Annotated in this window: 21 protein-coding genes and 1 pseudogene; 20 read left to right on the top strand and 2 right to left on the bottom strand. The window is 71.8% G+C overall.

The genetic code is table 11. The annotated features are described in order from the left end of the window. Positions 1 to 21 precede the first annotated feature (21 nt). From SJY14_RS10560 to holA, 3 genes and pseudogenes are all read left to right on the top strand, one after another. The gene (locus tag SJY14_RS10560) at positions 22 to 711 is read left to right on the top strand and encodes a ComEA family DNA-binding protein (RefSeq protein ID WP_396598860.1); all 690 of its coding nucleotides are present in this window, start codon (positions 22 to 24) and stop codon (positions 709 to 711) included. A gap of 353 nt (positions 712 to 1,064) precedes the next feature. Beyond that, positions 1,065 to 2,492 (top strand): annotated as a pseudogene (locus tag SJY14_RS10555) (ComEC/Rec2 family competence protein); the annotation flags it as partial. Positions 2,493 to 3,158: 666 nt separating this feature from the next. Next, the gene (gene holA, locus SJY14_RS10550) at positions 3,159 to 4,193 is read left to right on the top strand and encodes a DNA polymerase III subunit delta (protein ID WP_396600268.1); all 1,035 of its coding nucleotides are present in this window, start codon (positions 3,159 to 3,161) and stop codon (positions 4,191 to 4,193) included. A gap of 117 nt (positions 4,194 to 4,310) precedes the next feature. Here the strand turns inward: holA and rpsT are convergent, their stop codons facing one another. Then, entirely contained in the window at positions 4,311 to 4,571 is a 261-nt protein-coding gene (gene rpsT, locus SJY14_RS10545; RefSeq protein ID WP_043596189.1) for a 30S ribosomal protein S20, read from the bottom strand. A gap of 244 nt (positions 4,572 to 4,815) precedes the next feature. Here rpsT and SJY14_RS10540 point away from each other — a divergent pair, with 244 nt between their 5' ends. The 5 genes from SJY14_RS10540 to hemW all read left to right on the top strand — a co-directional run bounded on the left by SJY14_RS10540 (position 4,816) and on the right by hemW (position 10,432). Beyond that, on the top strand, positions 4,816 to 5,967 hold the full coding sequence (locus SJY14_RS10540; RefSeq protein ID WP_396598859.1) for a pyridoxal phosphate-dependent aminotransferase: 1,152 nt from the start codon (positions 4,816 to 4,818) through the stop codon (positions 5,965 to 5,967). A gap of 54 nt (positions 5,968 to 6,021) precedes the next feature. Beyond that, on the top strand, positions 6,022 to 6,330 hold the full coding sequence (locus SJY14_RS10535) for a DUF4190 domain-containing protein (RefSeq protein ID WP_396598858.1): 309 nt from the start codon (positions 6,022 to 6,024) through the stop codon (positions 6,328 to 6,330). Between the two features lie 243 nt (positions 6,331 to 6,573). Next, positions 6,574 to 8,424: a translation elongation factor 4 gene (gene lepA, locus SJY14_RS10530; protein WP_396598857.1), complete on the top strand. Its 1,851-nt coding sequence runs from the start codon at positions 6,574 to 6,576 to the stop codon at positions 8,422 to 8,424. A gap of 5 nt (positions 8,425 to 8,429) precedes the next feature. Further along, positions 8,430 to 9,203, top strand: coding sequence for a DUF1990 family protein (locus SJY14_RS10525; protein ID WP_071253786.1), 774 nt, complete (start codon positions 8,430 to 8,432; stop codon positions 9,201 to 9,203). Positions 9,204 to 9,205: 2 nt separating this feature from the next. Further along, positions 9,206 to 10,432, top strand: coding sequence for a radical SAM family heme chaperone HemW (hemW, locus tag SJY14_RS10520; RefSeq protein ID WP_396598856.1), 1,227 nt, complete (start codon positions 9,206 to 9,208; stop codon positions 10,430 to 10,432). Between the two features lie 123 nt (positions 10,433 to 10,555). Here the strand turns inward: hemW and SJY14_RS10515 are convergent, their stop codons facing one another. After that, the gene (locus SJY14_RS10515; RefSeq protein WP_255364119.1) at positions 10,556 to 11,059 is read right to left on the bottom strand and encodes a DUF4870 domain-containing protein; all 504 of its coding nucleotides are present in this window, start codon (positions 11,057 to 11,059) and stop codon (positions 10,556 to 10,558) included. Positions 11,060 to 11,239: 180 nt separating this feature from the next. On the opposite strand from SJY14_RS10515, the gene hrcA reads away from it, so the two are divergent. From hrcA to SJY14_RS10455, 12 genes are all read left to right on the top strand, one after another. Next, entirely contained in the window at positions 11,240 to 12,262 is a 1,023-nt protein-coding gene (gene hrcA / locus SJY14_RS10510) for a heat-inducible transcriptional repressor HrcA (protein ID WP_071253782.1), read from the top strand. Between the two features lie 109 nt (positions 12,263 to 12,371). Continuing rightward, positions 12,372 to 13,484, top strand: coding sequence for a molecular chaperone DnaJ (gene dnaJ, locus SJY14_RS10505; protein WP_071253781.1), 1,113 nt, complete (start codon positions 12,372 to 12,374; stop codon positions 13,482 to 13,484). Positions 13,485 to 13,486: 2 nt separating this feature from the next. Next, the gene (locus SJY14_RS10500; protein WP_396598855.1) at positions 13,487 to 14,230 is read left to right on the top strand and encodes a 16S rRNA (uracil(1498)-N(3))-methyltransferase; all 744 of its coding nucleotides are present in this window, start codon (positions 13,487 to 13,489) and stop codon (positions 14,228 to 14,230) included. Between the two features lie 50 nt (positions 14,231 to 14,280). Next, positions 14,281 to 14,658: a histidine triad nucleotide-binding protein gene (locus tag SJY14_RS10495; protein ID WP_055976874.1), complete on the top strand. Its 378-nt coding sequence runs from the start codon at positions 14,281 to 14,283 to the stop codon at positions 14,656 to 14,658. After that, positions 14,648 to 15,763: a PhoH family protein gene (locus SJY14_RS10490; protein ID WP_396598854.1), complete on the top strand. Its 1,116-nt coding sequence runs from the start codon at positions 14,648 to 14,650 to the stop codon at positions 15,761 to 15,763. The genes SJY14_RS10495 and SJY14_RS10490 overlap by 11 nt, the downstream gene beginning before the upstream one ends. Next, positions 15,760 to 16,221, top strand: coding sequence for an rRNA maturation RNase YbeY (gene ybeY, locus SJY14_RS10485; RefSeq protein ID WP_071253776.1), 462 nt, complete (start codon positions 15,760 to 15,762; stop codon positions 16,219 to 16,221). The genes SJY14_RS10490 and ybeY overlap by 4 nt, the downstream gene beginning before the upstream one ends. A gap of 7 nt (positions 16,222 to 16,228) precedes the next feature. Continuing rightward, positions 16,229 to 17,527 carry a hemolysin family protein gene (locus tag SJY14_RS10480; RefSeq protein ID WP_071253774.1) on the top strand — a complete coding sequence of 433 codons (1,299 nt, stop codon included), beginning with the start codon at positions 16,229 to 16,231 and terminating at the stop codon, positions 17,525 to 17,527. A 61-nt stretch (positions 17,528 to 17,588) separates the two neighbouring features. Continuing rightward, positions 17,589 to 18,527: a GTPase Era gene (era, locus tag SJY14_RS10475; protein WP_071253772.1), complete on the top strand. Its 939-nt coding sequence runs from the start codon at positions 17,589 to 17,591 to the stop codon at positions 18,525 to 18,527. A gap of 136 nt (positions 18,528 to 18,663) precedes the next feature. Continuing rightward, on the top strand, positions 18,664 to 19,926 hold the full coding sequence (locus SJY14_RS10470; RefSeq protein WP_396598853.1) for a sensor histidine kinase: 1,263 nt from the start codon (positions 18,664 to 18,666) through the stop codon (positions 19,924 to 19,926). Continuing rightward, a complete protein-coding gene (locus SJY14_RS10465) occupies positions 19,923 to 20,615 on the top strand; it encodes a response regulator (RefSeq protein WP_369813612.1) in 693 nt (230 codons plus the stop codon). Before SJY14_RS10470 ends, SJY14_RS10465 begins: the two co-directional genes overlap by 4 nt. A gap of 196 nt (positions 20,616 to 20,811) precedes the next feature. Next, positions 20,812 to 22,143 (top strand): alpha/beta hydrolase, encoded by a 1,332-nt coding sequence (locus SJY14_RS10460; protein WP_396598852.1) that lies wholly within the window; start codon positions 20,812 to 20,814, stop codon positions 22,141 to 22,143. Beyond that, positions 22,140 to 24,725, top strand: a complete 2,586-nt coding sequence (locus SJY14_RS10455; protein ID WP_396598851.1) for a phosphatidylglycerol lysyltransferase domain-containing protein — start codon at positions 22,140 to 22,142, stop codon at positions 24,723 to 24,725. The genes SJY14_RS10460 and SJY14_RS10455 overlap by 4 nt, the downstream gene beginning before the upstream one ends. Positions 24,726 to 24,763 lie beyond the last annotated feature (38 nt).

Below are 24,763 nucleotides of genomic sequence, written 5' to 3'. Positions count from 1 at the left end.
GCGCTCGTACCGTGACGGGTCATGACCGTCAGCTTCCGCACCGCCGTCGACCCGTCCGAACCGGGTGGCCCGAGATGGCGCGTGGGGCTCGGGGCGGTCGTCGTCCTGCTCTTCGTCGTGCTGGCGGTGAGTGTCGCCGTGTCGGCGTTCGCCACCCGAGGAGGCGCGGCGGACGAACTCGTGACCGTCGAGACGAGCACCGGGGCCGAGGCCGGCACAGGGGCCGGCACCGCGCCTCCCGGGGGTGCTCCGGTCGTCTTCGTGCACGTGCACGGCCGGGTGGCGGCGCCCGGCCTGTACGAGCTGCCGCACGGCGCCCGCGTGGTCGACGTGGTCGCCGCGGCCGGCGGGTTCACGGCCGAGGCCGACCAGGCGGCCGTCAACCTCGCGCGGGTGCTCGTCGACGGCGAGCAGCTCCGGGTGCCGGCCGTGGGCGAGAGCGTGGACGACGGGATGGCGGCCGGTGGGGACGCGGCGGCGGACGGACCGGTGACCGGGGGTGGGGCGGCATCGGGTGCCGGGGCGGTCGACCTCAACCTCGCGGACGACGCCGCGTTGCAGACGTTGCCCGGGGTGGGGCCGGCCACCGCGGCGGCCATCCTGTCGTGGCGCGACGAGAACGGGCGCTTCCGCAGTGTCGACGACTTGCTCGGGGTGCCCGGCATCGGTCCGAAGACGCTCGAGAAGTTGCGCGACCGGGTGCGGGTGTGACGCCCGGTCGCGTGCTCGACCTGCGGCTCGGGGTGCCCGTGGCCGTGGCGTGGGTGGGGCTCGCGGTCGGCTCGACCCGGCCCGGGCTGCTGCCCGTCGTGGCCGCGGTCGCCCTCGTCGTCTGCGTCGTCGCGGTAGGACTCGTGGTCGTGGCGCGGGTGGGCGTCCTGGCCGCCGGGCAGGTCCTGCTGGTGGTCGCCTTGAGTGCCGGGGCGTGCGCCGGACTCACCGGCCAGGCGGCGGTGCGAGACGACCGCCGACACCCGTCGGGGCTCACGACGTCGGTCGGGCACGCGGTCACCGTCGAGGGGCGAGTGCTCGACCGGATCGAGGGGCGGGCCGACGTCCTGACCATGTCGGTCGACCGCCTCGACGTCGGCGCGGGGACCGTGGGGCTCGGCGACCGAGTGCCGGTGCGGGTGTTCGGGGCTCGAGTCGACGGTGGCGGCTCGGTCGAGATCGGCGCGCGGGTCTCCGCCCGGCTCGTCCTGGCCCCGGTGCGGTACGGCGAGTCGGTCGCCTTCGAGGGGCGTGCGGTCGAGCCGCTCGCCGTCCACGCGGGGCCCGGACGGACGTCGGCCTGGTCGAACGGGCTCCGGTCGGCCTTCCGCGCCGTGGCCGCGGGTCTGCCGGGCGACGGCGGGGCCCTGCTGCCCGGGCTCGCCATCGGCGACACGTCGGGTGTGCCCGACGATCTCGACGACGACATGAGGCAGGCGTCGCTCAGCCACCTGACGGCCGTGTCGGGGTCGAACTGCGCGGTGCTCGTCGCACTCGTGGTGCTCGTCGGGTCGTTGCTGAAGGTCCCGCGGTTGTTGCGGCTCGGGGCGGCCGTCGTCGTGCTCGTCGCGTTCGTCGTGCTCGTCACGCCCGAGCCGAGCATCGTCCGGGCCACCGTCATGGCGGTGCTCGTCCTCGTGCACCTCGCCGTCAACCGACCGATCGCCGGCGTGCCCGTCGTCGCGCTGGCGGTCGCCGGGCTGCTGTTCACCGACCCGTGGTTGGCCCGCGACCTCGCCTTCGTCCTGTCGGTCCTCGCGACGTCGGGGCTGGTCGTGCTCGGCGGGCCGCTGACCGCCCTGCTGGCGCGCCTCGTGCCCGAGCCGGTGGCGGCGGCCCTCGCCGTGCCCACGGCCGCGCAGCTCGCCTGCCAGCCCGTGCTGCTCGCCCTCGAACCGAGCATCGCCCTGCACGGCGTCGTCGCGAACGTGCTCGCCGGCCCGGCGGCTCCGGTGGCGACCGTGGGCGGGCTCGTCGTCTGCGTGCTCGCGCCCTGGGTGCCCGGGGTGGCCACGGCCGTCGCCTGGGCCTCGTGGCTGCCGTCGTCCTGGGTGGCGGCCGTCGCCCGGTCGGCGGCGAGCTGGCCGGGCACGCGACTCGGGTGGGACGCCTCGGCACTCGGCGTCGCCTCTCTGGTCGGCCTCACGGCCCTCGTCGTCGTCGCCGTGGTGGCCCGGGCCCGGGGGCGCACGCGAGCCGTGGCGGCGACGCTGCTGGTGGGCGTCCTGGTGGCGACCGTCGGTGTGGTGGGCGGGCGCACCGTGGTGACCCGCGCCTCCGTGCCCGACGACTGGGTCGTGGCCCAGTGCGACGTGGGACAGGGCGACGCCGTGCTCGTGCGCAGCGGACCGGCCGTCGCCCTGATCGACGTGGGCGACGACGAGGCCGCCCTCGACCGATGCCTCTCGACGTTCGGCGTCCCGCACGTCGACCTGCTCGTGCTCACCCACTTCGACCGCGACCACGTCGGGGCGATCGACTCCGTGGTCGGTCGGGTCGGCACGGCTCTCGTCGGGCCCGTGGGGCGCTCGGACGACGCCGAGGTCGTGACGGCGCTGCGCGACGGTGGTGGCGAGGTCCAGGAGGCGCGGGTCGGCGCCCAGGGGCGTCTCGGCCAGCACACGTGGCGGCTGCTCTGGCCGCCGGCCGACATCCCCGCCGGCAACGACGCGAGCCTCGTGCTGCGCGTCGACCCCGGCGCGGCCTGCCGGGTCGGATGCCTCTCGCTGCTGGCCCTGGGCGATCTCGGCGAGACGGCGCAACGCCGCCTGGCCTCGTCGCCCGACGGTGAGGAGGGGCTCGGGAGGGTCGACGTCGTGAAGGTCTCGCACCACGGGTCGGCGGACCAGCACGCCGAGCTGTACGAGCGGGTGGCGGCCCGCGTCGGACTGATCGGCGTCGGGGCCGACAACTCGTACGGGCACCCGACCGACGTCGCGCTCGACCTGGTCCGGCACGGCGGGGGAGTCGTGGTCCGCAGCGACGAGGCCGGTCAGGCCGCGGTCACGCCCGTCGACCGTGGGGACGGCGACGTCGCCCTGCGGATCTGGCGGGAGCACGCGGGGCCCCGGGACCGTGACGACACGTCGGGCACGTCGGTGGCGTCCTCTAGCATCGGAGGTGGCGCGGCGGGCCCCGCGTCCGTGGGACGACGTCCGAGAGGCAGCATGGCAGCGCGAGCGAGTGGCAAGACGGCGAAGAAGGCCTCGGTCACGATCGACCAGGTGGGGTGGGACAGAATCCGACCCGCGGCCGTCGTGCTGGTGAGCGGGCCCGAGCAGTTCCTCGCCGATCGTGCCTCGCGCCAGCTGCGCGACCAGCTCGCCGCCGAAGACCCCAGCCTCGAGGTGCACGACCTCGAGGCCGACCACTACCAACCCGGCGAACTCGTGACCCTGGCGAGTCCGTCGCTCTTCGCCGAGCCGCGTCTCATCCGCGTCTCGAACGTCGAGAAGTGCACCGACGCGTTCCTCACCGAGACGCTGCGCTACCTCGAGACGCCGGCCGACGACACGACGCTGGTGTTGCGCCACGGGGGCGGGGTCCGCGGCAAGAAGCTGCTGGACGCCGTCCGGGGCGGCACCGGCGGCGGCCTCGAGGTCGTCTGCGCCGAGCTCAAGAAAGACACCGAGAAGCTCGCGTTCGCGGCCGCCGAGTTCGCCGCCGAGCGACGACGCATCTCGCAGGGGGCCCTGCGGGCCCTGGTCACGGCCTTCAACGACGACTTGGCCGAGCTCGCCAGCGCCTGCCAGCAGCTGATCAGCGACGCCGCGGCCGAGATCACCGAGGCCACCGTCGAGAAGTACTACTCGGGCCGGGTCGAGACGAACGCCTTCAAGGTGGCCGACGCGGCCATCGCCGGCCAGCAGGGCGAGGCCCTCGTGCTGCTCCGCCACGCGTTGTCGACCGGGGCCGACCCCGTGCCCGTGGTGGCGGCGTTCGCGATGAAGATCCGCACGATGGCCAAGCTGCAGGGTTCGTACGGCGGCTCGGGTCAACTCGCCTCACGCTTCGGGCTCGCCCCGTGGCAGGTCGAGCGGGCGCAACGCGACCTCCGTGGCTGGTCCGAGGACGGGCTGGGTCGGTGCATCGAGCTGCTCGCCGAGACCGACGCGGCCGTCAAGGGCGCCGAACGCGATCCGGTGTACGCACTCGAGCGGATGGTGACCATGATCTCGACGCGCGGTGCCCTGCTGTCGTGAACCGCGCCTCCTGACCGTCCGGGCGTCGATCCCGCCGACGTCCGGGTACGACGAAGGCCCCGTCTCGATCGAGACGGGGCCTTCGTCGTCGAGCCCGGGGGCTCGGGGGAGGGGAGCCTAGAGGGCGCCGACCTGCTTCGCGATGGACGACTTGCGGTTCGCGGCCTGGTTCTGGTGGATGACACCCTTGCTGGCGGCCTTGTCGAGCTTCTTCGACGCGAGGAGCAGAGCCGAGGTGGCCTTGTCCTTGTCGCCGGCGGCGATGGCCTCGCGGGTGGCGCGGACGGCGGTCTTGAGCTCGCTCTTGACGGCGCGGTTGCGGTCCTGGGCCTTCTTGTTGGTGCCGATGCGCTTGATCTGCGACTTGATGTTTGCCACGTGAACTACTTTCTGGATTCTGTGTCTCGGACGGGTGTGCGCCAGCCGAGCGTCCGACCGACGTGAATCGGTGGACCCGGTGCTGCCGCCGGTGATGGCCACCGGAGCGGCTCTCGGCTGCGATCGCGTTCCGCCACTGCAGACGTAACGCGCAAGCCAACAGGCAACGTTACCAGCAGCAGGCCCGACTCTCAACGAGCGTCGGCCCGACGGCGTGCCGTGTCGCGCGTAGTACCGTGCCATCATGCCCCAGCTCGCGCCCCACATGACCACCGTGCCCGCGTCCGGAATTCGTCGGGTGTTCGAGCTGGCGGCGCAGCTGGACGGTGTCGACATGCTCGTGGTGGGCGAGCCCGACGTGCCCGTCGCCCGCCACATCGCCGACGCCGCGCGCCGCGCCTGGGCCGACGACCGCACCGACTACACGCCGAACGGTGGCATCCCCGCCCTGCGCGAGGCGCTCGTGGCCAAACTCGCCCGCGAGAACGACGTGCACGTGGACCTCGAGCAGGTCTGGGTCACCGTCGGCGGGACGCAGGCCCTGCACCAGACGATGGGACTGCTGCTCGCGGCGGGTGACGAGGTCCTCGTGCCGGACCCCGGCTACACGACCTTCACGATGAACGCCCACATGCTCGACGCCGTGCCCGTGCCCTACACGCTGGCGCCCGACCTCGACTTCCACCCCGACCTCGACGAGCTAGAGAACCTCGTCGGGGACCGCACTCGCGCCCTGATCGTCAACAGCCCGTCGAACCCGCTCGGCGTCGTCTACCCCGAAGAGACGCTGCGGCGCCTGCTGGACTTCGCCCGCAGACACGACCTCTGGGTGATCAGCGACGAGGTCTACGAGTACTTCACCTACGGGCCGAAGCACGTCAGCCTCGCCTCGCTCGACACCGACGACCGGGTGTTCAGCGTCTTCTCGATGAGCAAGACCTACGCCATGACGGGCGTGCGGGTCGGCTACCTCGTGACGCCGAAGGGCCTCGCCGAGACGATGCGTACCGTCCAGGAAGCCGCCATCAGCTGCGTCGCCGAACCCGACCAGCACGCCGCCCTCGCCGCCGTCGTGGGGGACCACCAGCCCGTGGCCGATGCCCGCGAGCACTACCGGGCCAACCTCGACCTCGCGACGACGCTGCTCGCCGAGCGGGGCATCCGGTACCTCGAGCCCACCGGCGCCTTCTACCTCTGGATCGACGTGAGCCACGCCTCGCAGGGCGACGTCGCCGGGTGGGCCGAGCGGTTCCTGCTGTCGGAGCGCGTCGCCGTCGCACCGGGCAGTGCGTTCGGCCGCAGCGGCGAGGGCTGGATCCGCGTGTGCCTCGCGTCGTCGCCCGAGGTGATCACCCGCGGTCTCGGCAAACTGCCCGCGCCGGGCGACCCCCGCTGAGATCCGGGGGTCAGCCCCCTGGGGTCGCGGTAGGGGGTTTCCTAGGCTCGGAACATGACGAACCAACCCGTACACACCACCGTCTCCGCCTCCACCACCGGCGTCCGCTCACCCCTCGCCGTCTGGAGCCTCGTCCTCGGCCTCGCCTCGATCGGCTTCGGCTTCACCTTCGTCGTCCCGATCGCCGGCCTCGTCCTCGGCATCCTGTCCCGCCGTCGTGAGCCCGAGGGTCGCACCATGGCGCTCGTCGGCATCATCTCGTCCGCCGTCATGCTCGTGGGCACGCTGATCGCCCTGTTCATCGGCCTGGCCGTCGTCGGCGGCGCGGGCGTCATCGCACTCCTCCCCGGCACCGCCGCCTGACCCGCGGCCGCGCCGACCGGTCCGCGCCGCCCCCGCCGACTCCGCAGCCCGGCCCGCCCCTCCCGCGTCGGCAACTCCTGCCTGCCGTCGCAGCCCGAGCGGCGGATCGGGGAGGCGCGGTGCCGTCCGCGGCACCGGGCAGGAGTTGCCGACGGGCGGGCCCCGCACGGCCCGACGCCCGATCCGTCGCCCGGGCGTGGGAGAATCGTGCGGTACCCCCGCCCACCACCCCCAGAGGATCGTGTGAGTCCCCAAGCAACCCGCGCACTCGAGCCGGCGTCGACCGAGCCCGAGTCCCTCCGCAACTTCTGCATCATCGCGCACATCGACCACGGCAAGTCAACCCTGGCCGACCGCATGCTCGGCATCACCGGCGTGGTCGAGTCGCGCGCGATGCGTGCCCAGTACCTCGACCGCATGGACATCGAGCGCGAGCGCGGCATCACGATCAAGAGCCAGGCCGTGCGCATGCCGTGGGAGCGCAACGGCGAGACGTTCGCGCTCAACATGATCGACACCCCAGGCCACGTCGACTTCAGCTACGAGGTCTCCCGCTCGTTGGCCGCCTGCGAAGGCGCGATCCTGCTGGTCGACGCGGCCCAGGGCATCGAGGCGCAGACTCTGGCAAACCTCTACCTGGCCCTCGAGAACGACCTCGAGATCATCCCAGTGCTCAACAAGATCGACCTCCCGGCGGCCGACCCCGACAAGTACGCCGCCGAGCTCGCGGGCCTGATCGGCGGCGACCCCGCCGACGTGCTCCGCGTCAGCGGCAAGACCGGCATGGGCGTCGAAGAGCTCCTCGACCGCGTGGTCGACCGCATCCCCTCGCCCGTCGGCGTCAAGGACGCACCGCCCCGCGCGATGATCTTCGACTCGGTCTACGACAGCTACCGCGGCGTCGTCACCTACATCCGCATGATCGACGGCACCCTGCACCCGCGCGAGAAGGTGCAGATGATGTCGACGAAGTCGACGCACGACATCCTCGAGATCGGCGTCTCGTCGCCCGAGCCCGTTCCCAGCCAGGGGCTGTCGGTCGGCGAGGTCGGCTACCTCATCACGGGCGTGAAGGACGTCCGCCTCTCGAAGGTGGGCGACACCGTCACGACGTCGGCCAAGCCCGCGACCGAGGCCCTCAGCGGCTACACCGAGCCGCTGCCCATGGTCTTCTCGGGGCTGTACCCGATCGACGGCAGCGACTACCCCCTCCTGCGCGAGGCGCTCGACAAGCTCAAGCTGTCGGACGCCGCGCTGGTGTACGAGCCCGAGACCTCGGTGGCCCTGGGGTTCGGCTTCCGCTGCGGGTTCCTCGGCCTGCTGCACCTCGAGATCGTCACTGAGCGCCTCGAACGTGAGTTCGGCCTCGACCTCATCACGACGGCGCCGAGCGTCATCTACGAGGTCACCACCGAAGACAAGAAGACCGTCACGGTCACCAACCCCAGCGAGTTCCCGGGCGGCAAGATCGCCAGCGTCAGCGAGCCCATGGTCAAGGCGGGCATCCTCGCGCCCAAGGACTACGTCGGCGTGATCATGGAGCTCTGCCAGCAGCGCCGCGGCACCCTGCTCGGCATGGAGTACCTCGGCGAGGACAGGGTCGAGATTCGCTACGCGATGCCCCTCGGCGAGATCGTGTTCGACTTCTTCGACAGCCTCAAGTCGAAGACCGCGGGCTACGCCAGCCTCGACTACGAACCCATCGGCGACCAAGAGGCCGACCTGGTCAAGGTCGACATCCTGCTGCAGGGCGAACAGGTCGACGCGTTCAGCGCGATCGTGCACCGCGACAAGGCCTACGCCTACGGGGTCCTCATGACGGGCCGGCTGCGCGAGCTCATCCCGAGGCAGCAGTTCGAGGTGCCCATCCAGGCCGCCATCGGTGCCCGGATCATCGCCCGCGAGAGCATCCGCGCCATGCGCAAGGACGTCCTGGCCAAGTGCTACGGCGGCGACATCTCGCGCAAGCGCAAGCTGCTCGAGAAGCAGAAAGAGGGCAAGAAGCGCATGAAGACCATCGGTCGGGTCGACGTGCCCCAAGAGGCCTTCATCGCCGCCCTCAGCGGCGACGTCGAGAAGAAAGACAAGAAGTAGGGCGCATGCGTCGAGCCACCCACACCGAGACCCGCACGACCTACGGCGAGGTCGGGGCGACGCAGGCCCCCGACCTCATGCAGTACCCGCCGAAGGGCTTCAAGCCGGCCGAGTACCGGGCCCGCGTCGGCCACGGCGACGCCCGCTTCGCCGCGGCCTGGATCGCCACGATGACCTGGCAGATCCAAGAGCGCAGCGGCATCCGCGTCCGGGTCGACAGCGTGCCGCCGGCCGACGAGAGCGAGTACACGCCCGTCCAGTTCGACGAGCACGGGCAACCGGTCGACGCGGCCGAATGGGCGACCGCGCGCGACGAGTCGCGGTACTCGCCCGACGGCACGCCCTTCCTCACGGCGGGCACGACGGCCACGCTCAGCATCGAGGCCTACGGGCGCACGGTCGAGGCGCCGGTCCGCGTCGTCTACGTCATCGACGAACCGAAGCGCAAGGGCTTCGCGTACGGAACCCTCGACGGCCACCCCGAGAGCGGCGAAGAGTCCTGGATCGTCGACCAGACCGACGACGGTTCGGTCTGGCTGTCCATCCGGTCGTTCTCGAAGCCGTCGAGCGCGAAGTGGCGCCTCGTGGCCCCCTTCCTGCGGCGCACGCAGGCGCAGTACACGAAGCGATACCTGCGGGCCCTGAGCCTCAACGACAAGGGCGAGCAGACCGACGAGGTCGTCGTCGTCGAGGACACCGAGGCCGGGGTCGGCGATCCTCGCGGTGACGACCGGCCCCCGACCGGCCCGCGCGGCGACGCCTCGGGAACCGGCGCCTGACGGTGCCCGGAGCCCTTCCCCTCGGCGATCCCGCCCCCGTCGACGGTCGTCTGCCCGAGACCGTCGCGGTCGGCGCGCACGACCGCAACTTCGGGGTCTACCTGCACGTCCCGTTCTGCCGCGTGCGCTGCGGGTACTGCGACTTCAACACGTACACGGGCGACGAACTGCGGGGCGCACGCCGGGACGACTACGCCGGGCAGGCCGTCGCCGAGATCGAGCTCGGGGGACGGGTGCTGCGCGAGGCGGGGCTGCCGCCGCGCCGCGCCTCCTCGGTGTTCTTCGGCGGGGGCACCCCGACGATGCTGCCCTCGGGCGACCTCACGTCGATGTTGCACGCCATGGTCGACACCTGGGGTCTCGAGCCGGGCGCCGAGGTGACGACCGAGGCGAACCCCGACTCGGTCGACGCCGCGTACCTGCAGCAGCTCGCCGACGCCGGGTTCACGCGCGTCAGCTTCGGCATGCAGTCGGCCGTGCCGAGCGTGCTCGCCACCCTCGAGCGCACGCACGATCCCGAGCGCATCCCGTTCGTCGTCCGATGGGCGCGCGACGCCGGGCTCGACGTCAGCCTCGACCTCATCTACGGCACGCCCGGCGAGACCCTCGACGACTGGCGGCGATCGCTCGACGTCGCCCTCGAGCAGCAGCCCGACCACCTCTCGGCCTACTCGCTGATCGTCGAGGACGGCACGAAGCTCGCCCGCCAGATCAAGCGCGGCGAGGTCCCGATGCCCGACGACGACACGGCGGCCGACATGTACGAGATCGCGGACGACCGGCTCGCCGCGGCGGGGTACGACTGGTACGAGGTCAGCAACTGGTCCCGGGGTGTCGAACACCGCTCCCGCCACAACCTGGCCTACTGGCAGGGCCACGACTGGTGGGGTGTCGGCCCGGGCGCCCACAGCCACGTCGGCGGCGTCCGCTGGTGGAACGTCAAGCACCCGGCCGCCTACCAGCAGCGCATGGCCGCGGGTGAGTCACCGGCCGCCGGGCGCGAGACCCTCGACGACGAGACCCGTCGGGTCGAGCGCGTCCTGCTCGGGGTACGCATCCGCGAGGGGCTGCCCACCACCGAGCTCGACGACGACGGGCGCCAGGCGGTCGCCGGCCTCATCGCCGACGGCTGGGTCGAGGGGCGCCCGGCCCTGCAGGGTCGCGTGGTGCTCACCCGCGAGGGTCGCCTGATGGCCGACGCCGTCGTGCGACGCCTGCTGCCCGACTGACCGCGCGCCCTCGTCCTGCGCTTCGCGCACGGCGGACCGAGGAGGCGCGGGCCGGGAACGCAGGAGGCGCGGCTCCCGGGGGAGTCGCGCCTCGCGTCGTGCCCGTCCGGGCCGGTCGACCGTCTACTTGATGAACTCGATGGTCAGCGGGTACTTGTACCACTGGCCCTTGTTGGCCGCGACGGCGGCGATGATCGAGAAGATGATGACGAGGATGCCGGCGACGAGTGCCAGCACGCCTCCGATGACGATGACCGACAGGATCGCCGAGATCACGTAGACGATGGCCATGGTGATCTGGAAGTTCAGCGCCGTCTTGGTGTGCTCCCGGATGAACGGGCCGCGGTCCTTCAACACGAGGTAGCCGACGAGAGCCGGGACGAACGCGAAGATGATGCCGCCGAGGTGGATGAGCGTGGCCCAGAGCTTCTCGTCCTCGGGGCGCATCGCCTGCACGGGCTGCGGCTGGTAGCCGGGCTGCTGGCCGTAGCCGGCGCCGGGCTGCTGGCCCTGACCGTAGGGCTGACCGGGCTGCTGGCCCTGGCCGTAGGGCTGGCCGGGCTGCCCGTTCTGGCCGGGTCGACCGTTCTGCGGGCCGTTCGGCTGGGCGGGAGGGGTCTCGGTCATGGCTGCACCTGTTCGTGAGTGTCCTGCGGATGTCCCCGCCACCCTAGGGCAGCCGGGCGCGGCGCGAGTAGGCCTCGCGACGGAGGTGTCGTACGATTGGCAGTCCGGCACGTCGAGTGCCAGGCCCGGTCGCCCGGCGTGCGGACGACCCGGGGGGCGTCGAGCGAAGAGAGGTGCGACATGGTCTCCGAACGCGGTCTCGAAGTGCTGCGCGTCATCGTGCACGACTACGTCGCGTCCCGCGAGCCGGTGGGGTCGAAGTCCATCGTCGAGCGACACCAGTTCGGCGTCTCGGCGGCGACGATCCGCAACGACATGGCGCTGCTCGAAGAAGAAGAGCTCATCGCGGCCCCGCACACCTCGTCGGGTCGCGTGCCGACCGACAAGGGCTACCGGCTCTTCGTCAACCAGCTCGCCGACCTGCGACCGCTCAGCGCCGCCCAGCGTCAGGCCATCGAGACCTTCCTCGGCGACTCCACCGACCTCGACGAGGTGCTGGGGCGGACGGTCCGACTGCTGTCGCAGCTCACCAACCAGGTGGCGCTGGTGCAGTACCCCACCTTCTCCCGGGCCCGCGTGCGTCACGTCGAGCTGGTTAGCCTGGGCGACGACCGCGTCATGACGGTGCTCATCACCGACAGCGGCCAGGTCGAACAGCGGGTCGTCGACATCCGCACCGCCGTCGACGAGTCCTTCCTGTCCGAGTTGCGGGCCGCCATCAACGCCGCGGTCGGCGGACGGCCCCTGGGCGAGGCCTCCACGGCCCTCACCGACCTGCCGACGCGCTTCCGCCCCGACCTCGCGGCGATCGTCGGCGTCGTCGTCGCGAGCCTCACCGAGCAGATCGCCGCCGGACGCCAGGACCGCCTGGTCATGGCCGGCGCGGCGAACCTGGTGCGCACGGGCGACGACTTCAGCGGCGACCTCTTCCCGGTGCTCGAGGCGATCGAAGAGCAGGTCGCCCTGCTGCGGTTGTTCGGCGAGATGCAACTCGACGCCGTCGACGTGGCCGCGAGCATCGGGCGCGAGAACGCCTCGTTCGGGTTGTCGCAGGCGTCGGTCCTGGCTAGCGGGTACTCGACGCAGGGCAGCGAGATCGCGAGGCTCGGCGTCCTCGGGCCCATGCGCATGGACTACTCGACCAACATGGCGGCCGTGCGTGCCGTCGCCCGCTACCTGTCGTCGCTGCTCGCCGAGCGGTAGCCGACCCCGACGGCCCCGGCCGTCCCACGACCCCCATCCCCGTCCCGGTCCGCCGGGCCCGGCCCCGCCGGGAAGACCACCACACCACACCAGAGGCAGACGAGAACCAGTGGCAGATCATTACGACGTCCTCGGAGTCGACCGTCAGGCGACCCCGGAAGAGATCAAGAAGGCGTACCGCAAGCTCGCCCGCGAGCTGCACCCCGACGTCAACCCCAGCCCCGACGCGTCCGAACGCTTCAAGGACGTCACGCACGCCTACGACGTGCTCAGCGACCCGCAGCAGCGTGAACGCTACGACCTCGGCCCGCAGCCCGGTTTCGGCGGCGGGGGAGGCGGGGCCGCCGGCTTCGGCGACATCTTCGACGCGTTCTTCGGCGGCGGCGGCCAGGGTCAGCGCCAGGGCCCGCGGTCCCGACGCGAGCGCGGGCAGGACGCCCTGCTGCGCCTCGAGGTCGACCTCGAGGACATCGTCTTCGGCACCCAGCGCGACATCGAAGTCGACACGGCCGTCCTCTGCGACACGTGCAGCGGCTCGTGCTGCGCGCCCGGCACCTCGCCGCAGACCTGCGACATCTGCGGTGGTTCCGGACAGATCCAGCGCACCGTGCGCTCCCTGCTCGGCAACGTCATGACGTCGAGCCCGTGCGGCACCTGCCGGGGCTACGGCACCGTCATCCCGAACCCCTGCCCGACCTGTCAGGGGCAGGGCCGCGTGCGGGCCCGTCGCTCGATCCCGATCGACATCCCCGCGGGCGTCGACACGGGCCTCAGGCTCCAGCTGCCCGGTCAGGGCGAGGTCGGCCAGGCCGGCGGCCCGAACGGCGACCTCTATCTCGAGGTCAAGGTGCGCCACCACGACACCTACAGCCGCAACGGCGACGACCTGCTGGCGACGCTCGAGGTGCAGATGGCCGACGCCATCCTCGGCACGTCGACGACGCTCACCGGGCTCGACGGCGAGATCGAGGTCGAGATCAGGCCCGGCACCCAGAGCGCCGACATCATCACCGTGAAGGACCGCGGGATCACGCGTCTGCGCGGAACGGGTCGCGGCGACCTCAAGATCGGCGTCCAGGTGGTCACCCCGACCAAGCTGAGCCACAAAGAGCGCGAGCTGATCGAGAAGTTCGCCTCCGGCAGGCGCTCCCCGGCTCCCGAGCTGTCGCACTTCCAGCAAGGCCTGTTCGGCAAGTTGCGCGACCGCTTCCTGAACTTCTGATCGTGGCGCACTTCTACCTGGTCGACGACCTGGTCGCCGCCGAGGTCGGTTCGAGCGTCGAGCTGACCGGTTCCGAGGCGCGGCACGCGGTCACGGTCAGCCGCGTGCGGGTGGGCGAGGCGCTCACCCTCGGCAACGGTCGGGGCTTGGTCGTCCAGGGCGAGGTGACCGAGGCGGCTCCCGAGCGCTTGGTGCTGCTCGCGACGCGGGTGGTGCGGCACGAGCTGCCGACGACGCGGCTGGTCCTCGCCCAGGCCCTCGCCAAGGGCGACCGCGACGAGCTCGCGGTGCAGGCCGCGACCGAGCTCGGCGTCGACGAGATCGTGCCGTGGGCCGCGGCCCGCAGCATCTCCCGGTGGGAGGGCCCCAAGGTCGCCAAGGGGCTCACCCGCTGGTCGACGATCGTGCGCGAGGCGACCAAGCAGTCCATCCGTCCCTGGGCACCCGAGGTGTCCGGGCTCGCGACGACGCGGCAGCTGGCCGAGCGCGCCTCCCGCGATCTCGTGCTCGTGCTCGAGCCGTCGGCCGAGCAGGCGCTCACGGCGGTCGACCTGACCGCAGGAGGCGCGGTGCCCGACCGTGTCGTCGTGGTCGTCGGTCCCGAGGGCGGGGTGTCGCCCGCCGAACTGCAGCAGCTCGCCGAGGCGGGTGCCCGCGCCGTGCGCCTCGGGGACGCCGTCCTGCGCACCTCCACGGCCGGCCCCGCCGCGCTCTCCGTCCTGAGCGCGCGTCTCGGCCGCTGGTGACCTCGACGCCCCCGTGGGCCGTGTCGGCGGTCGTCGCTACGATGGGCAGCATGTCCGAGACCTCCGACGAGCCCACCGTCTTCAGCCGCATCGTCGCGCGCGAGATCCCCGCCGACATCGTGTTCGAGAGCGACACGGTCATCGCCTTCCGCGACATCGCGCCCCAGGCACCCGTCCACCTGCTCGTGGTGCCCAAGACCCAGGCGTACCGCGACGTCGTCGAACTCGCCGCGGGCGACCCGGCGCTGCTCGCCGAGCTGGTGGCGACCGCCTCCCGGCTCGCGGCCGACCCGGCAGCGTTCGGGGAACACTCCGGGTCCGAGTTCCGTTTGATCTTCAACACCGGCGCATCCGCCGGGCAGACCGTGTTCCACGTGCACGCCCATGTGCTCGGCGGACCCCTGGAGGAAGGCACCCTTGCCCACTAGCGACACGAACGCCACCGGCCCCTCGACACCGACGACGGGCGACGACGTCCGGCGCGTCGACGTCACCGTCGACGGCGTCGCCATGGTCCAGCTGCTGGGCCCGCAAGACCGCCTGCTCCGCGCGGTCGAGAAGCAGTACCCCGAGGTCCGCGTGCTCGTGCGCGGCAACGAGGTCACCCTCGAGGGGCCCTCGTCCGCCGTCGGCCGGGCCGAGGGGCTCGTCGACGAGCTCGTCTCGATGGTCCGGGGCGGCCACGACCTCGGCCCGGCCGAGGTCGCGACGTCGGCCCGTCTGCTCGACTCGGGGCAGGGCAGCCCGTCCGAGGTCTTCGGTCAGCCCATCGTCACCAGCCGCGGCAAGGGCGTCCGGGCGAAGACACCGGGTCAGAAAGAGTACGTCGACGCGATCGACCAGCACACCATCACGTTCGGCATCGGCCCGGCCGGTACGGGCAAGACCTACCTGGCCATGGCCAAGGCCGTCCAGGCGCTGCAGCGCCGCGAGGTCCAGCGGATCATCCTGACGCGTCCCGCGGTCGAGGCCGGCGAGCGGTTGGGGTTCCTGCCGGGCACGCTCACCGACAAGATCGACCCGTACCTCCGCCCGCTCTACGATGCGCTCAACGAGATGATGGACCCCGAGATCGTGCCCAAGCTGCTCGCGGCCGGCACCGTCGAGGTGGCCCCTCTCGCCTACATGCGCGGTCGCACCCTCAACGACGCCTTCGTCGTCCTCGACGAGGCGCAGAACACGACGCCCGAGCAGATGAAGATGTTCCTCACCCGTCTCGGCTTCGGCTCGCGCATGGTCGTGACGGGCGACGTCACCCAGGTCGACCTGCCCACCGGGGCCAGCGGCCTGCAGCTCGTCACGACGGTGCTCGACGGCATCGACGACATCCACTTCGCCCGTCTCACCAGCGACGACGTCGTGCGACACACGCTCGTCGGCCGCATCGTCGACGCGTACACGACCTACGACGCCGAGCGTCAGGCCCAGCAGCACCGCCGTCACGAGGCGGCCCACGACCAGGTCGAGTCGGGCAACCGCGCCGAGCGCCGAGCCGACACCCGCGACCGCCTGCCGAAGAGAGGAACCCGGTGAGCATCGAGGTCGCCAACGAATCCGCCGTCGAGGTGGACGAGGCCACGATCCAACGTCTGGCCACCTTCGCGCTCGACCAGATGCACGTGCACCCCGAGGCCGAGCTCGCGATCGTGTTCGTCGACGAGGCCGCAATGGAGCAACTCCACGTCCAGTGGATGGACGAACCCGGGCCGACCGACGTGCTGAGCTTCCCGATGGACGAACTGCGTCCGGGCACCGAGGACGAGCCGACGCCGGCCGGCCTGCTCGGCGACATCGTCGTGTGTCCGCAGGTGGCCGTCGCCCAGGCCGCCACGGCGGGGCACACCCCTCTCGACGAGATGTTGCTGCTCACCTGCCACGGCATCCTGCACCTCCTCGGGTTCGACCACGCCGAGCCCGACGACGAGCGCGAGATGTTCGGTCTTCAGCGCGAGATCCTCGCGGCCTTCGCCGCGGCCGACACGAGTCGGTGACGCCGTGATGGTCACGGTCTTCGTCGTCGTGGCGGTCTTCCTGGTGGTCTTCGGCGGCCTGTTGGCCGCGGCCGACTCGGCCCTCGGCGTGCTCAGCCGCCAGGACCTCCTCGACGAGGCCGACGACGATCCGCGTCACGCGACGGCGCTGACCGCCATCGCGGCCGACGTGGGGGCGCACGTCAACGCCGTCAACTTCGTGCGCATCCTGGCCGAGACGTCGGCGGCCGTCCTCGTGTCGTTGTCGTTCGCGTTCTCGGTCGAGCCCTGGTGGCTGGCCCTGCTGCTCTCGGCGCTCATCATGACGGTCGTGTCCTTCGTCCTCGTCGGCTCCAGCCCGCGCAGCGTCGGTCGCGCCCACGCCCGTGGTCTCGTGCGGCTCACCTCGGGGCTCGTGCGGTTCGTCCGGGTCGTCCTCGGGCCCCTGGCCGACGCCCTGGTGGCCGTCGGCAACCGGGTGACCCCCGGCCGTCCGCGCAGTGCGTCGTTCTCGTCCGAAGAGCAGTTGCTCAGCATGGTCGACGAGGCGACCGAGCTCGACGTCCTCGAAGAGGACGACCGCGAGCTCATCCACTCGATCTTCGAGTTCAGCGACACCGTGGTCCGCGAGGTCATGGTGCCCCGCACCGACATGGTCACCCTCGACGCCACCGCCTCGGTCGGATCGGCGATGAGCCTCTTCCTCGGCCGGGGCGTGTCCCGGGTACCCGTCGTCGGCCGCGATTCCGACGACGTCCTCGGCATCGTCTACCTGCGCGACCTCGCCCGACGGTTGCACGAGCACAGCGGTGACGACTCGGCTCCCGTCACGACCCTCGCCCGCCCGGCGGTCTTCGTGCCCGAGTCCAAGAAGGCCGACGACGCGCTGCGCCAGATGCAGGTCGACAAGAACCACCTCGCGATGGTCGTCGACGAGTACGGCGGCATCGCCGGCCTCGTCACGCTCGAGGACCTCATCGAAGAACTCGTCGGCGACATCAGCGACGAGTACGACCGTGAGGTCGCCCCGCAGCGCGAGGTCTCCGCGGGTGTCTTCCGGGTGAGTGCCCGTCTCCCCGTCGACGAGCTCGGCGACCTCTTCGGCCTCGAGCTCGACGACGACGACGTGGACTCGGTGGGCGGGTTGCTCACCAAGGTCCTGGGGCGACTGCCCGAGCAGGGGTCGGTCGTCCGCGTGTCGGGCCTCGTCCTCACGGCCGATCGCACCGAGGGGCGTCGGCACGATCTGCAGACCGTGCTGGTCGAGCGTGATGCCGACCTCGCGGACGCCCAGGCCGCGTTCGCCGACGCCGCTCGCGACGACTGAACGCCGGGTCGTCGCGACCCTCCACCTCCCACCCGTTCCACCACGTTCACGAAAGGCCCCCATGTCGACCACCGGAGACGACCTCACCCCCTCGGCCGCGCCTCCTCGGGGGTCGACCTACCGAGCCGGGTTCGTCTCGTTCGTCGGGCGGCCCAACGTCGGCAAGTCGACGCTGACCAACGCCCTCGTGGGCCAGAAGGTGGCCATCACCTCGTCGAAGCCGCAGACGACCCGCCGGGCCATCCGGGGCATCGTGCACCAGGCGTCCGGTCAGCTGGTCCTGGTCGACACCCCGGGCATGCACCGTCCGCGCACGCTGCTCGGCGAGCGGCTCAACGACATCGTCCAGACCACGCTCGGCGACGTCGACGTGATCGGGTTCTGCGTTCCGGCCGACGAGAAGCTGGGCCCGGGCGACCGGTTCATCAACGAACAGCTCGACCAGTACCCGAGGGCCAAGAAGGTCGCGATCGTCACCAAGACCGACGCGACGTCACGGCCCGCGGTCGCCGAGCAGCTGCTCGCGGTCAGCCGACTGCGCGACTGGGAGGCCATCATCCCGTTGTCGGCCGTCAGCGACGTGCAGCTCGACGTACTCACCGCCGAGCTCATCAAGCTCATGCCGGTGTCCCAGCCGCTCTACCCGTCCGACGCGGTCACCGAAGAGGGCCTGACCGACCGGGTGGCCGAGTACGTCCGCGAGGCCGCGCTCGAGGGAGTGCAGGACGAGCTGCCGCACTCGCTCGCCGTGACGATCGACGACATGGTCGAGCGTGACGACAAGGACCTCCTCGAGATCTACGCCAACCTCTTCGTCGAGCGGGACAGCCAGAAGGCCATCGTCATCGGCAAGGGCGGTCAGCGCCTGCGCGAGGTCGGCGAGCGGGCCCGGGCGCAGATCGAGCCGCTCGTCGGCAAGCAGGTGTTCTTGTCGATCCGAGTGAAGGTCGCCAAGGACTGGCAGCGCGATCCGAAGCAGCTCGGACGGCTGGGGTTCTGACCCGTTCTCCCGGTCGTCCGGCCTCGTCCCTCTCGGGCGGGTCGCTCTCGTCCCTGCGGATGATCGTGATGGTCCCGAGGTCGTTCGCGTCCGCCGGCCGGCCCGGACGGGCCGCCGTAGGTCGTACGGTGGTCGGGTGATCTTCCGACGCCTCGCGCCCTATCAGGTCGCCGTCGACCTGTCGGCGGCGTTCCTGCTCGGCGTGGTCGGCCTGGTGTTGAGCGACGGCGTCACGACGACTCCGTTCGTCGTGCTGGGCATGACGGTCACGTTCGCCCTGCGTCGACTGTCGCCCGGGCTCGCCCTGACCCTCGCCTGGCTGGTCGCCGCGTCCCAGATGATCACGGGCAGCACGCCCGGTGTCACGAACCTCGCGATCTGCGCGGTCCTGTACTCCACGGCCGCGTACGGCACCGACCGGGTCAAGTGGTCGGGCTTGATCTCCGTCGGCGTGGGTGCCTTCCTGGGCACGTTCTACCTCTCGTTCGTGCAGCAGAGCCTGTTCGGCGTCGACTACGACATCTACGCGGTGACCGACGTCGTCCGCATCCTCCTGCAGCTGGGGATCAGCCTCCTCGGGTTCCTCGCCCTCCTCGGCCTTCCCTGGGCCGGGGGACTGCTGGCCCGAGCGAGATGGTCCGAGCGGCTCAGCCGTGAGGCGCGGCTCATCGCCGAGCGCGAGACCGCCCGTGCCGAGAACGATGCCGCCCGGGCCGAACGCGAGGCCGCCCGAGCCGAGCGTGACATCGCCGTCGAGCAAGAACGCAACCGGATCGCCCGGGACATGCACGACGTCGTCGCCCACTCGCTGGCCGTCGTGATCGCCCAGGCCGACGGGGCCCGTTACGCCGCCCGGGTCGACCCGAGCTCGGTCGACGGGGCGCTCACCACCATCGCCACGACGGCTCGGGAGGCCCTCGGCGACGTCCGCGTGCTCCTCGGTCAGCTGCGGCACAGCCAGGGCGAGGCGCCGCAGCCCGCCCTCGGTGATCTCGACCGTCTGCTCGACCAGATGCGCGGCTCGGGCCTCACGATCGACCTGCGCGTGACGGGCGAACCCCAGGTGCTCGGGACCAATCGGCAGCTCGCCGTGTTCCGCATCGTGCAGGAGAGCCTGACCAACGTCCTCCGGCACGGTGCCGTCGACCAGCCCGTCGGCCTCCACTTCGACTGGCGCTACGAGGCGCTGCACCTGGTGATCTCGAACGTCGTGCGGCCGCCGACACGTCCGGTCGACACGACCGGCGACGAGCGGCGGGGCGGCCACGGGCTCGACGGCATGCGGGAGCGTGCCACCCTGGCGGGCGGCTCGCTCACCACCCAGAACGCCGACGGACGCTTCGTCGTCCACGCCATCGTGCCGACCCTGGCACTGACCCAAGAGGTACGCATCCGATGATCGACATGCCCGGCCGCTCGACGGCTCCCATCCGCGTCGCGCTGGTCGATGACCAGGCCCTGTTCCGTGCGGGCATCAAGATGCTGGTCGGCTCGCAGCCCGACCTCGAGTTCGTGGGCGAGGCCAGCAACGGCGACGAGGGCGTGGCCATGGTCGCGCGCACCACGCCCGACGTCGTCCTGATGGACATCCGCATGCCCGTCATGGACGGCATCGCCGCCACCACCGCCGTCCTGGCTCAGGCCGAGGCGGCCTCCCGTCGTCCGCCGCGCATCATCGTGCTGACGACGTTCGACCTCGACGAGGCCGCCACCCGGGCCATCCGAGGAGGCGCGAGCGGTTTCGTCCTCAAGGACGCCGACCCCGAGTTCCTCCTCGCCGCCATCCGCACCGTGCACGCGGGCAACGCCGTGATCGCGGCGTCCGCCACCCGTGAGCTCTTCGAGCACTTCGACGGACGCGCCTCCCGCGCCCGGGCCGTCCCCGAGTCGTTCGGCACCCTCACCACCCGAGAGCGCGACATCTTCGACCTCGCGGCGCGGGGCCTCAGCAACTCCGAGATCGCGTCGCGGGAGTTCCTCAGCGAGGCGACCGTCAAGACCCACATCAGTCGTGTGCTGTCGAAGCTGTCCCTGCGCGACCGGGTGCAGCTCGTGGTCTACGCCTACGAACACGGGCTCGCCGAGTAGGCCCGGGCCGGCGACGGGACACGGTCGGTCGTCGACGGTGCGTCGTGCGATCGACCTGCGAGTGCCGTGTGGACGCTGACCGCACCTGATGAGACTGCTGTGATCGAGCGGCACGGATCGTGTCGACCGGCTTCGTGGCGGCAGAGTGTCACCTGGGTGGTCACCACCCCGACACTCCGCTGAAAGAAGCCCTCGCATGAACTGGTTGCTGTCGGTCCCGTTGCTGTCGTCGACGGTGCTGTGGGTGGTCGACGTCGTCGCCGCCCTGGTCGCGATCGGACTCCTCGTCCGTCCGCGGACCCGCCGGACGTGGTGGCGGTGGATCGTCCTCGCGGTCCTCGCCGGAGCCGCCCTGGGCGCCGTCCTCACGTGGTGGCTCGGCGACGTGCGCGACGTGCTGGGCCTGTCGCCGACCTGGGTGGACCGCCTCTGGGTCACCGCGGTGGTCGCCGGCCTCGGGGTCGTCGTCGTCAACCTGTTCCGCACCCGCTGGTGGCGGAAGGTCGTGGCCGTGCTGGCGGTCCTGATGTTCGCCCTGGCCGGGGGCCTGGCGCTGAACCGCGACGGCAGCGTGTACCAGAACCTGCCGCAGGCGCTCGGCCAGGACGAGGTGCCGGCTCTCCCGGCGACCGCCACCGCGCCTCCGTCCGCGGCCCCTGGCTCGACGGAGTTCGACCCGACCCTCTGGTCGACCTGGAGGGCGCCCGCCGACCTGCCGGCCACGGGCCGGTACGGCAGCGTGTCCATCCCCGGGACGGTCTCGCACTTCCCGGCACGCGACGCCGTCGTCTACCTGCCTCCCGCGGCCCTTGTGGCGAACGCCCCCGCCCTCCCGGTGATGATCATGATGTCGGGGCAACCGGCCGAACCGAGCTCGGTGGTCACGGCCGGCCACCTCGTCGAGACGCTCGACGCCTTCGCGGCGAAGAACCACGGTCTCGCGCCGATCGTCGTCGTGCCCGACCAGCTGAGTGCCGACGCGCACAACCCGATGTGCGTGGACGGCGCCCTGGGCAACAGCGCCACGTACATCACCACCGACGTGGTCGACTACATGACGAGCCACTTCCACGTGGCCGCCGGCCCGAGGGCGTGGACGATCGGCGGGTTCTCGCAGGGGGGCACCTGCTCGATCCAGTTCGCCGCGGCGCGACCCGACCTGTTCTCGACCTTCATCGACGTGTCGGGTGAGCTCGGCCCGTCGATCGGCGATGAGAAGACCACGATCACCCAGGGCTTCGCCGGGAACCGAGCCGCGTACGAGGCCGCCCAACCCCAGGCGATCATGGCGGAGCACGCGCCCTACGCGGACACCGCGGCGTTCTTCGCCGTCGGTTCCACCGACGCTCGGTACGGTCGGTTCATGACGGCGAACTCGGCGGCGGCGGCGAAGGCGGGCATGTCGGTGACGCGGTACGTGTCACCCGGCAGCGGACACGACTGGACGACCGCGACCAACGGCTTCGCCCACGGCATCGGGCAGTTCTACCCTCGCCTCGGCCTGAGCGCGGCGGTGCAGACCCCGTGAGCGCCGACGTGACCGTGGCCGGCCCGGACGCACCGACTCCGCCCGACCCCCACGAGCCGGGGCGGGCGCGACAGGTCGCCGAAGGCATCGGCACCCGTGTGGTGGCGTTCGTCCGCGTCCGTCCCGTGAGTCTCGCGCTCGCGCTGCTGCTCGTCGTGCTGGCCCTCGCCTCGGGCAGCCTGACGCACGCTCCGAGCGAGCGACTCCGGGACCTCGTCGGCGCGGGTCTCGACCCGTTCGAGGACCGCACCTCGTGGCTGCTCGTCTTCGGCTCGGTGTTCTTCGCCGGCGGTCCCGCCCAACTCGTCCTGGCCGTGGTCGGCGTCCTCGTGCTCGTGGGCGCCGCCGAGCGCCGCATGGGCTGGCGCCGCACGGTCGCGGCCTACCTCGTGACGGCCGTCGTGGCGACCGGCGTCGGCGTCGCGGTGCAGGCCCTGGGGCAGGCGGTCGGCGAGACCTGGGCCCTCGAGGTGGCCGCCGAGTCCACCCTCCACCCGCTCACGCCCGCCCTCGGCACGATCATGACCGCCAGCGCGTTCTTCGGGCCGCTCTGGCGCCGCCGCATCCGGCTGGTCGGCTTCTCGTTCGTGTTCGCCTTCGTGCTGTACGACGGGCATCCCTCGGGTCTCTACGCGCTCCTCGGCGCCCTCGTCGGGCTCGGGTTCGGGGCGGTGTCGGCTGGCCCTCCCGCCGAGCGCGGATGGCTGCGCAGCTCGCACCACGAGGTGCGCCGCCTCGCGTCGACCATCGTCGCGGTGACGGCGGTCGGTCCCGTCCTGACCCTGCTCACCCGCAGCCCCATCGGGGCGCTCTCGCCCCTCGGCATGCTGTTCCGTGACGTCCTGCCGGGGCGGTCGCTCTCGGCCGCCTGCGCGGCCGCGGGACAGGGCGCACCCGACCGGCACGCGCCTCCGATCGGGGCCTGCGCGCGGGCCGCGGCCCTCGCGGGCATCGACGGCGTGCCGACCGTCCTGCTCAGCCTGCTGCCGCTGGCCGTCCTGCTCGTGTGCGCCTGGTACCTGCGGCGGGGTCGTCGCCTCGCCCTCGACGTGGCCGTCGCGGTCAACGGACTCCTCGCCGTCTTCGCCGGCCTCTACTACGTGGTGCTGCCCGTCACGACCGACCCGGTCGTCGACCAGCCCCGTCACGTGGTCGAGAGGGTGGTGCTCGCCGTGGTGGCGGTCGCCGTTCCGGCCGCGGTCGCCGTCGGGCTGTTCTTCCTCCGCCGTCACTTCGGAGTCGGGGCCGAGGGGACGCGACGGCCGCGGTTCGCCCTCGTCGTCGTGCTGTCGGGTCTCGTGCTGGCCGTGACGTTCGCCGTCCTCGCGTGGCTGGGACGCGCCTCCTTCGTCCCGGCGATCGAACCGTGGACGCTGCTGCTCGACGTGCCCGAACGCTTCGTGCCGGTCGGGTTCGTCGGGCTCACCCGCATCGGGCCGGTGCCCGACGGCGGGGTCGTCCGGGCCGCGTTCGAGTGGGTGGGGCCGCTCTGGTGGCTCGTCGTGCTGGTCGGGCTCGTGGTGGGTGCGACACGGCCGGGTGACGTCCGCCCCGACGCGGCGCGTGCCCAGGTGCGCGAGATCGTCCACCGGGGGACGCCGGGCACGCTGTCGCACATGGCGCTGTGGGAGGGCAACCGATACTGGTTCACGGCCGACGGTCGCGCTGCGGTCGCCTACCGCGTCGTCACGGACATCGCCATCACCACGGGTGAGCCGCTGTGCCCGGCCGACCGGCTCCCCGAGGTGACCCGCGAGTTCGCCCGCTGGTGCGACGACCAGGGCCTCACCCCGGTCTTCTACAGCGTGCGGGGCGAGCTCTCGCCCCTCTACGCCGAGATGGGCTGGGCGACGCTGCCCGTCGGCGAAGAGACCGTGCTCCACCCGGCCACCTTCGCCATGACGGGCAAGAAGTGGCAGGACGTCCGGTCGAGCATCAACCGCGCCACGAAGAACGGGGTCCGCGCCGAGTGGACCCGCTACGCCGACCTCCGTCCCGCGGTCGCCCGCCAGATCGGCGAGATCAGCGAGCAGTGGGTCGCCGAGAAGAACCTGCCCGAGATGGGCTTCACCCTCGGCGGCGTGGACGAGTTGCGCGACCCCGACGTGGCGCTGATGCTCGCCCTGGACGAGGACGACTCGGTCCAGGCCGTGACGAGCTGGTTGCCCTCCTGGCGCGACGGCGAGGTCGTCGGCTGGACGCTCGACTTCATGCGCCGTCGACCGGACAGCATGAACGGCGTGATGGAGTTCGTCATCGCCTCGTCGGCCCTGGCCATGAAAGAACAGGGCGTCGAGTTCCTCAGCCTCTCGGCGGCACCCCTCGCGACCAGTGCGCCGTCGGACGGCCCGGCGACGCAGACCGAGCGCGTGCTGACCTTCCTCGGGCGCGTGCTCGAGCCCGCCTACGGATTCCGGACCCTGCTGACCTTCAAGAAGAAGTTCCAGCCCGAGTTCGTGCCGCTCGTCATGGCGTTCCCCGATCCCGTGCAGCTGCCGGCCATCGGCACGGCCCTCGGCCGCGCCTACCTGCCCGACCTCTCGGTCGGAGCCGTCGTGCGGCTCGTCCGCACGGTGGTCTGATCGGGCGGGGGAGCCGAGGAGGCGCGGTGCCGGTCCGC

The sequence above is a fragment of the Frigoribacterium sp. R86507 genome, assembly GCF_044597695.1.
GTDB lineage: Bacteria > Actinomycetota > Actinomycetes > Actinomycetales > Microbacteriaceae > Frigoribacterium.
This window is presented reverse-complemented; position numbering and strand designations above follow the sequence as displayed.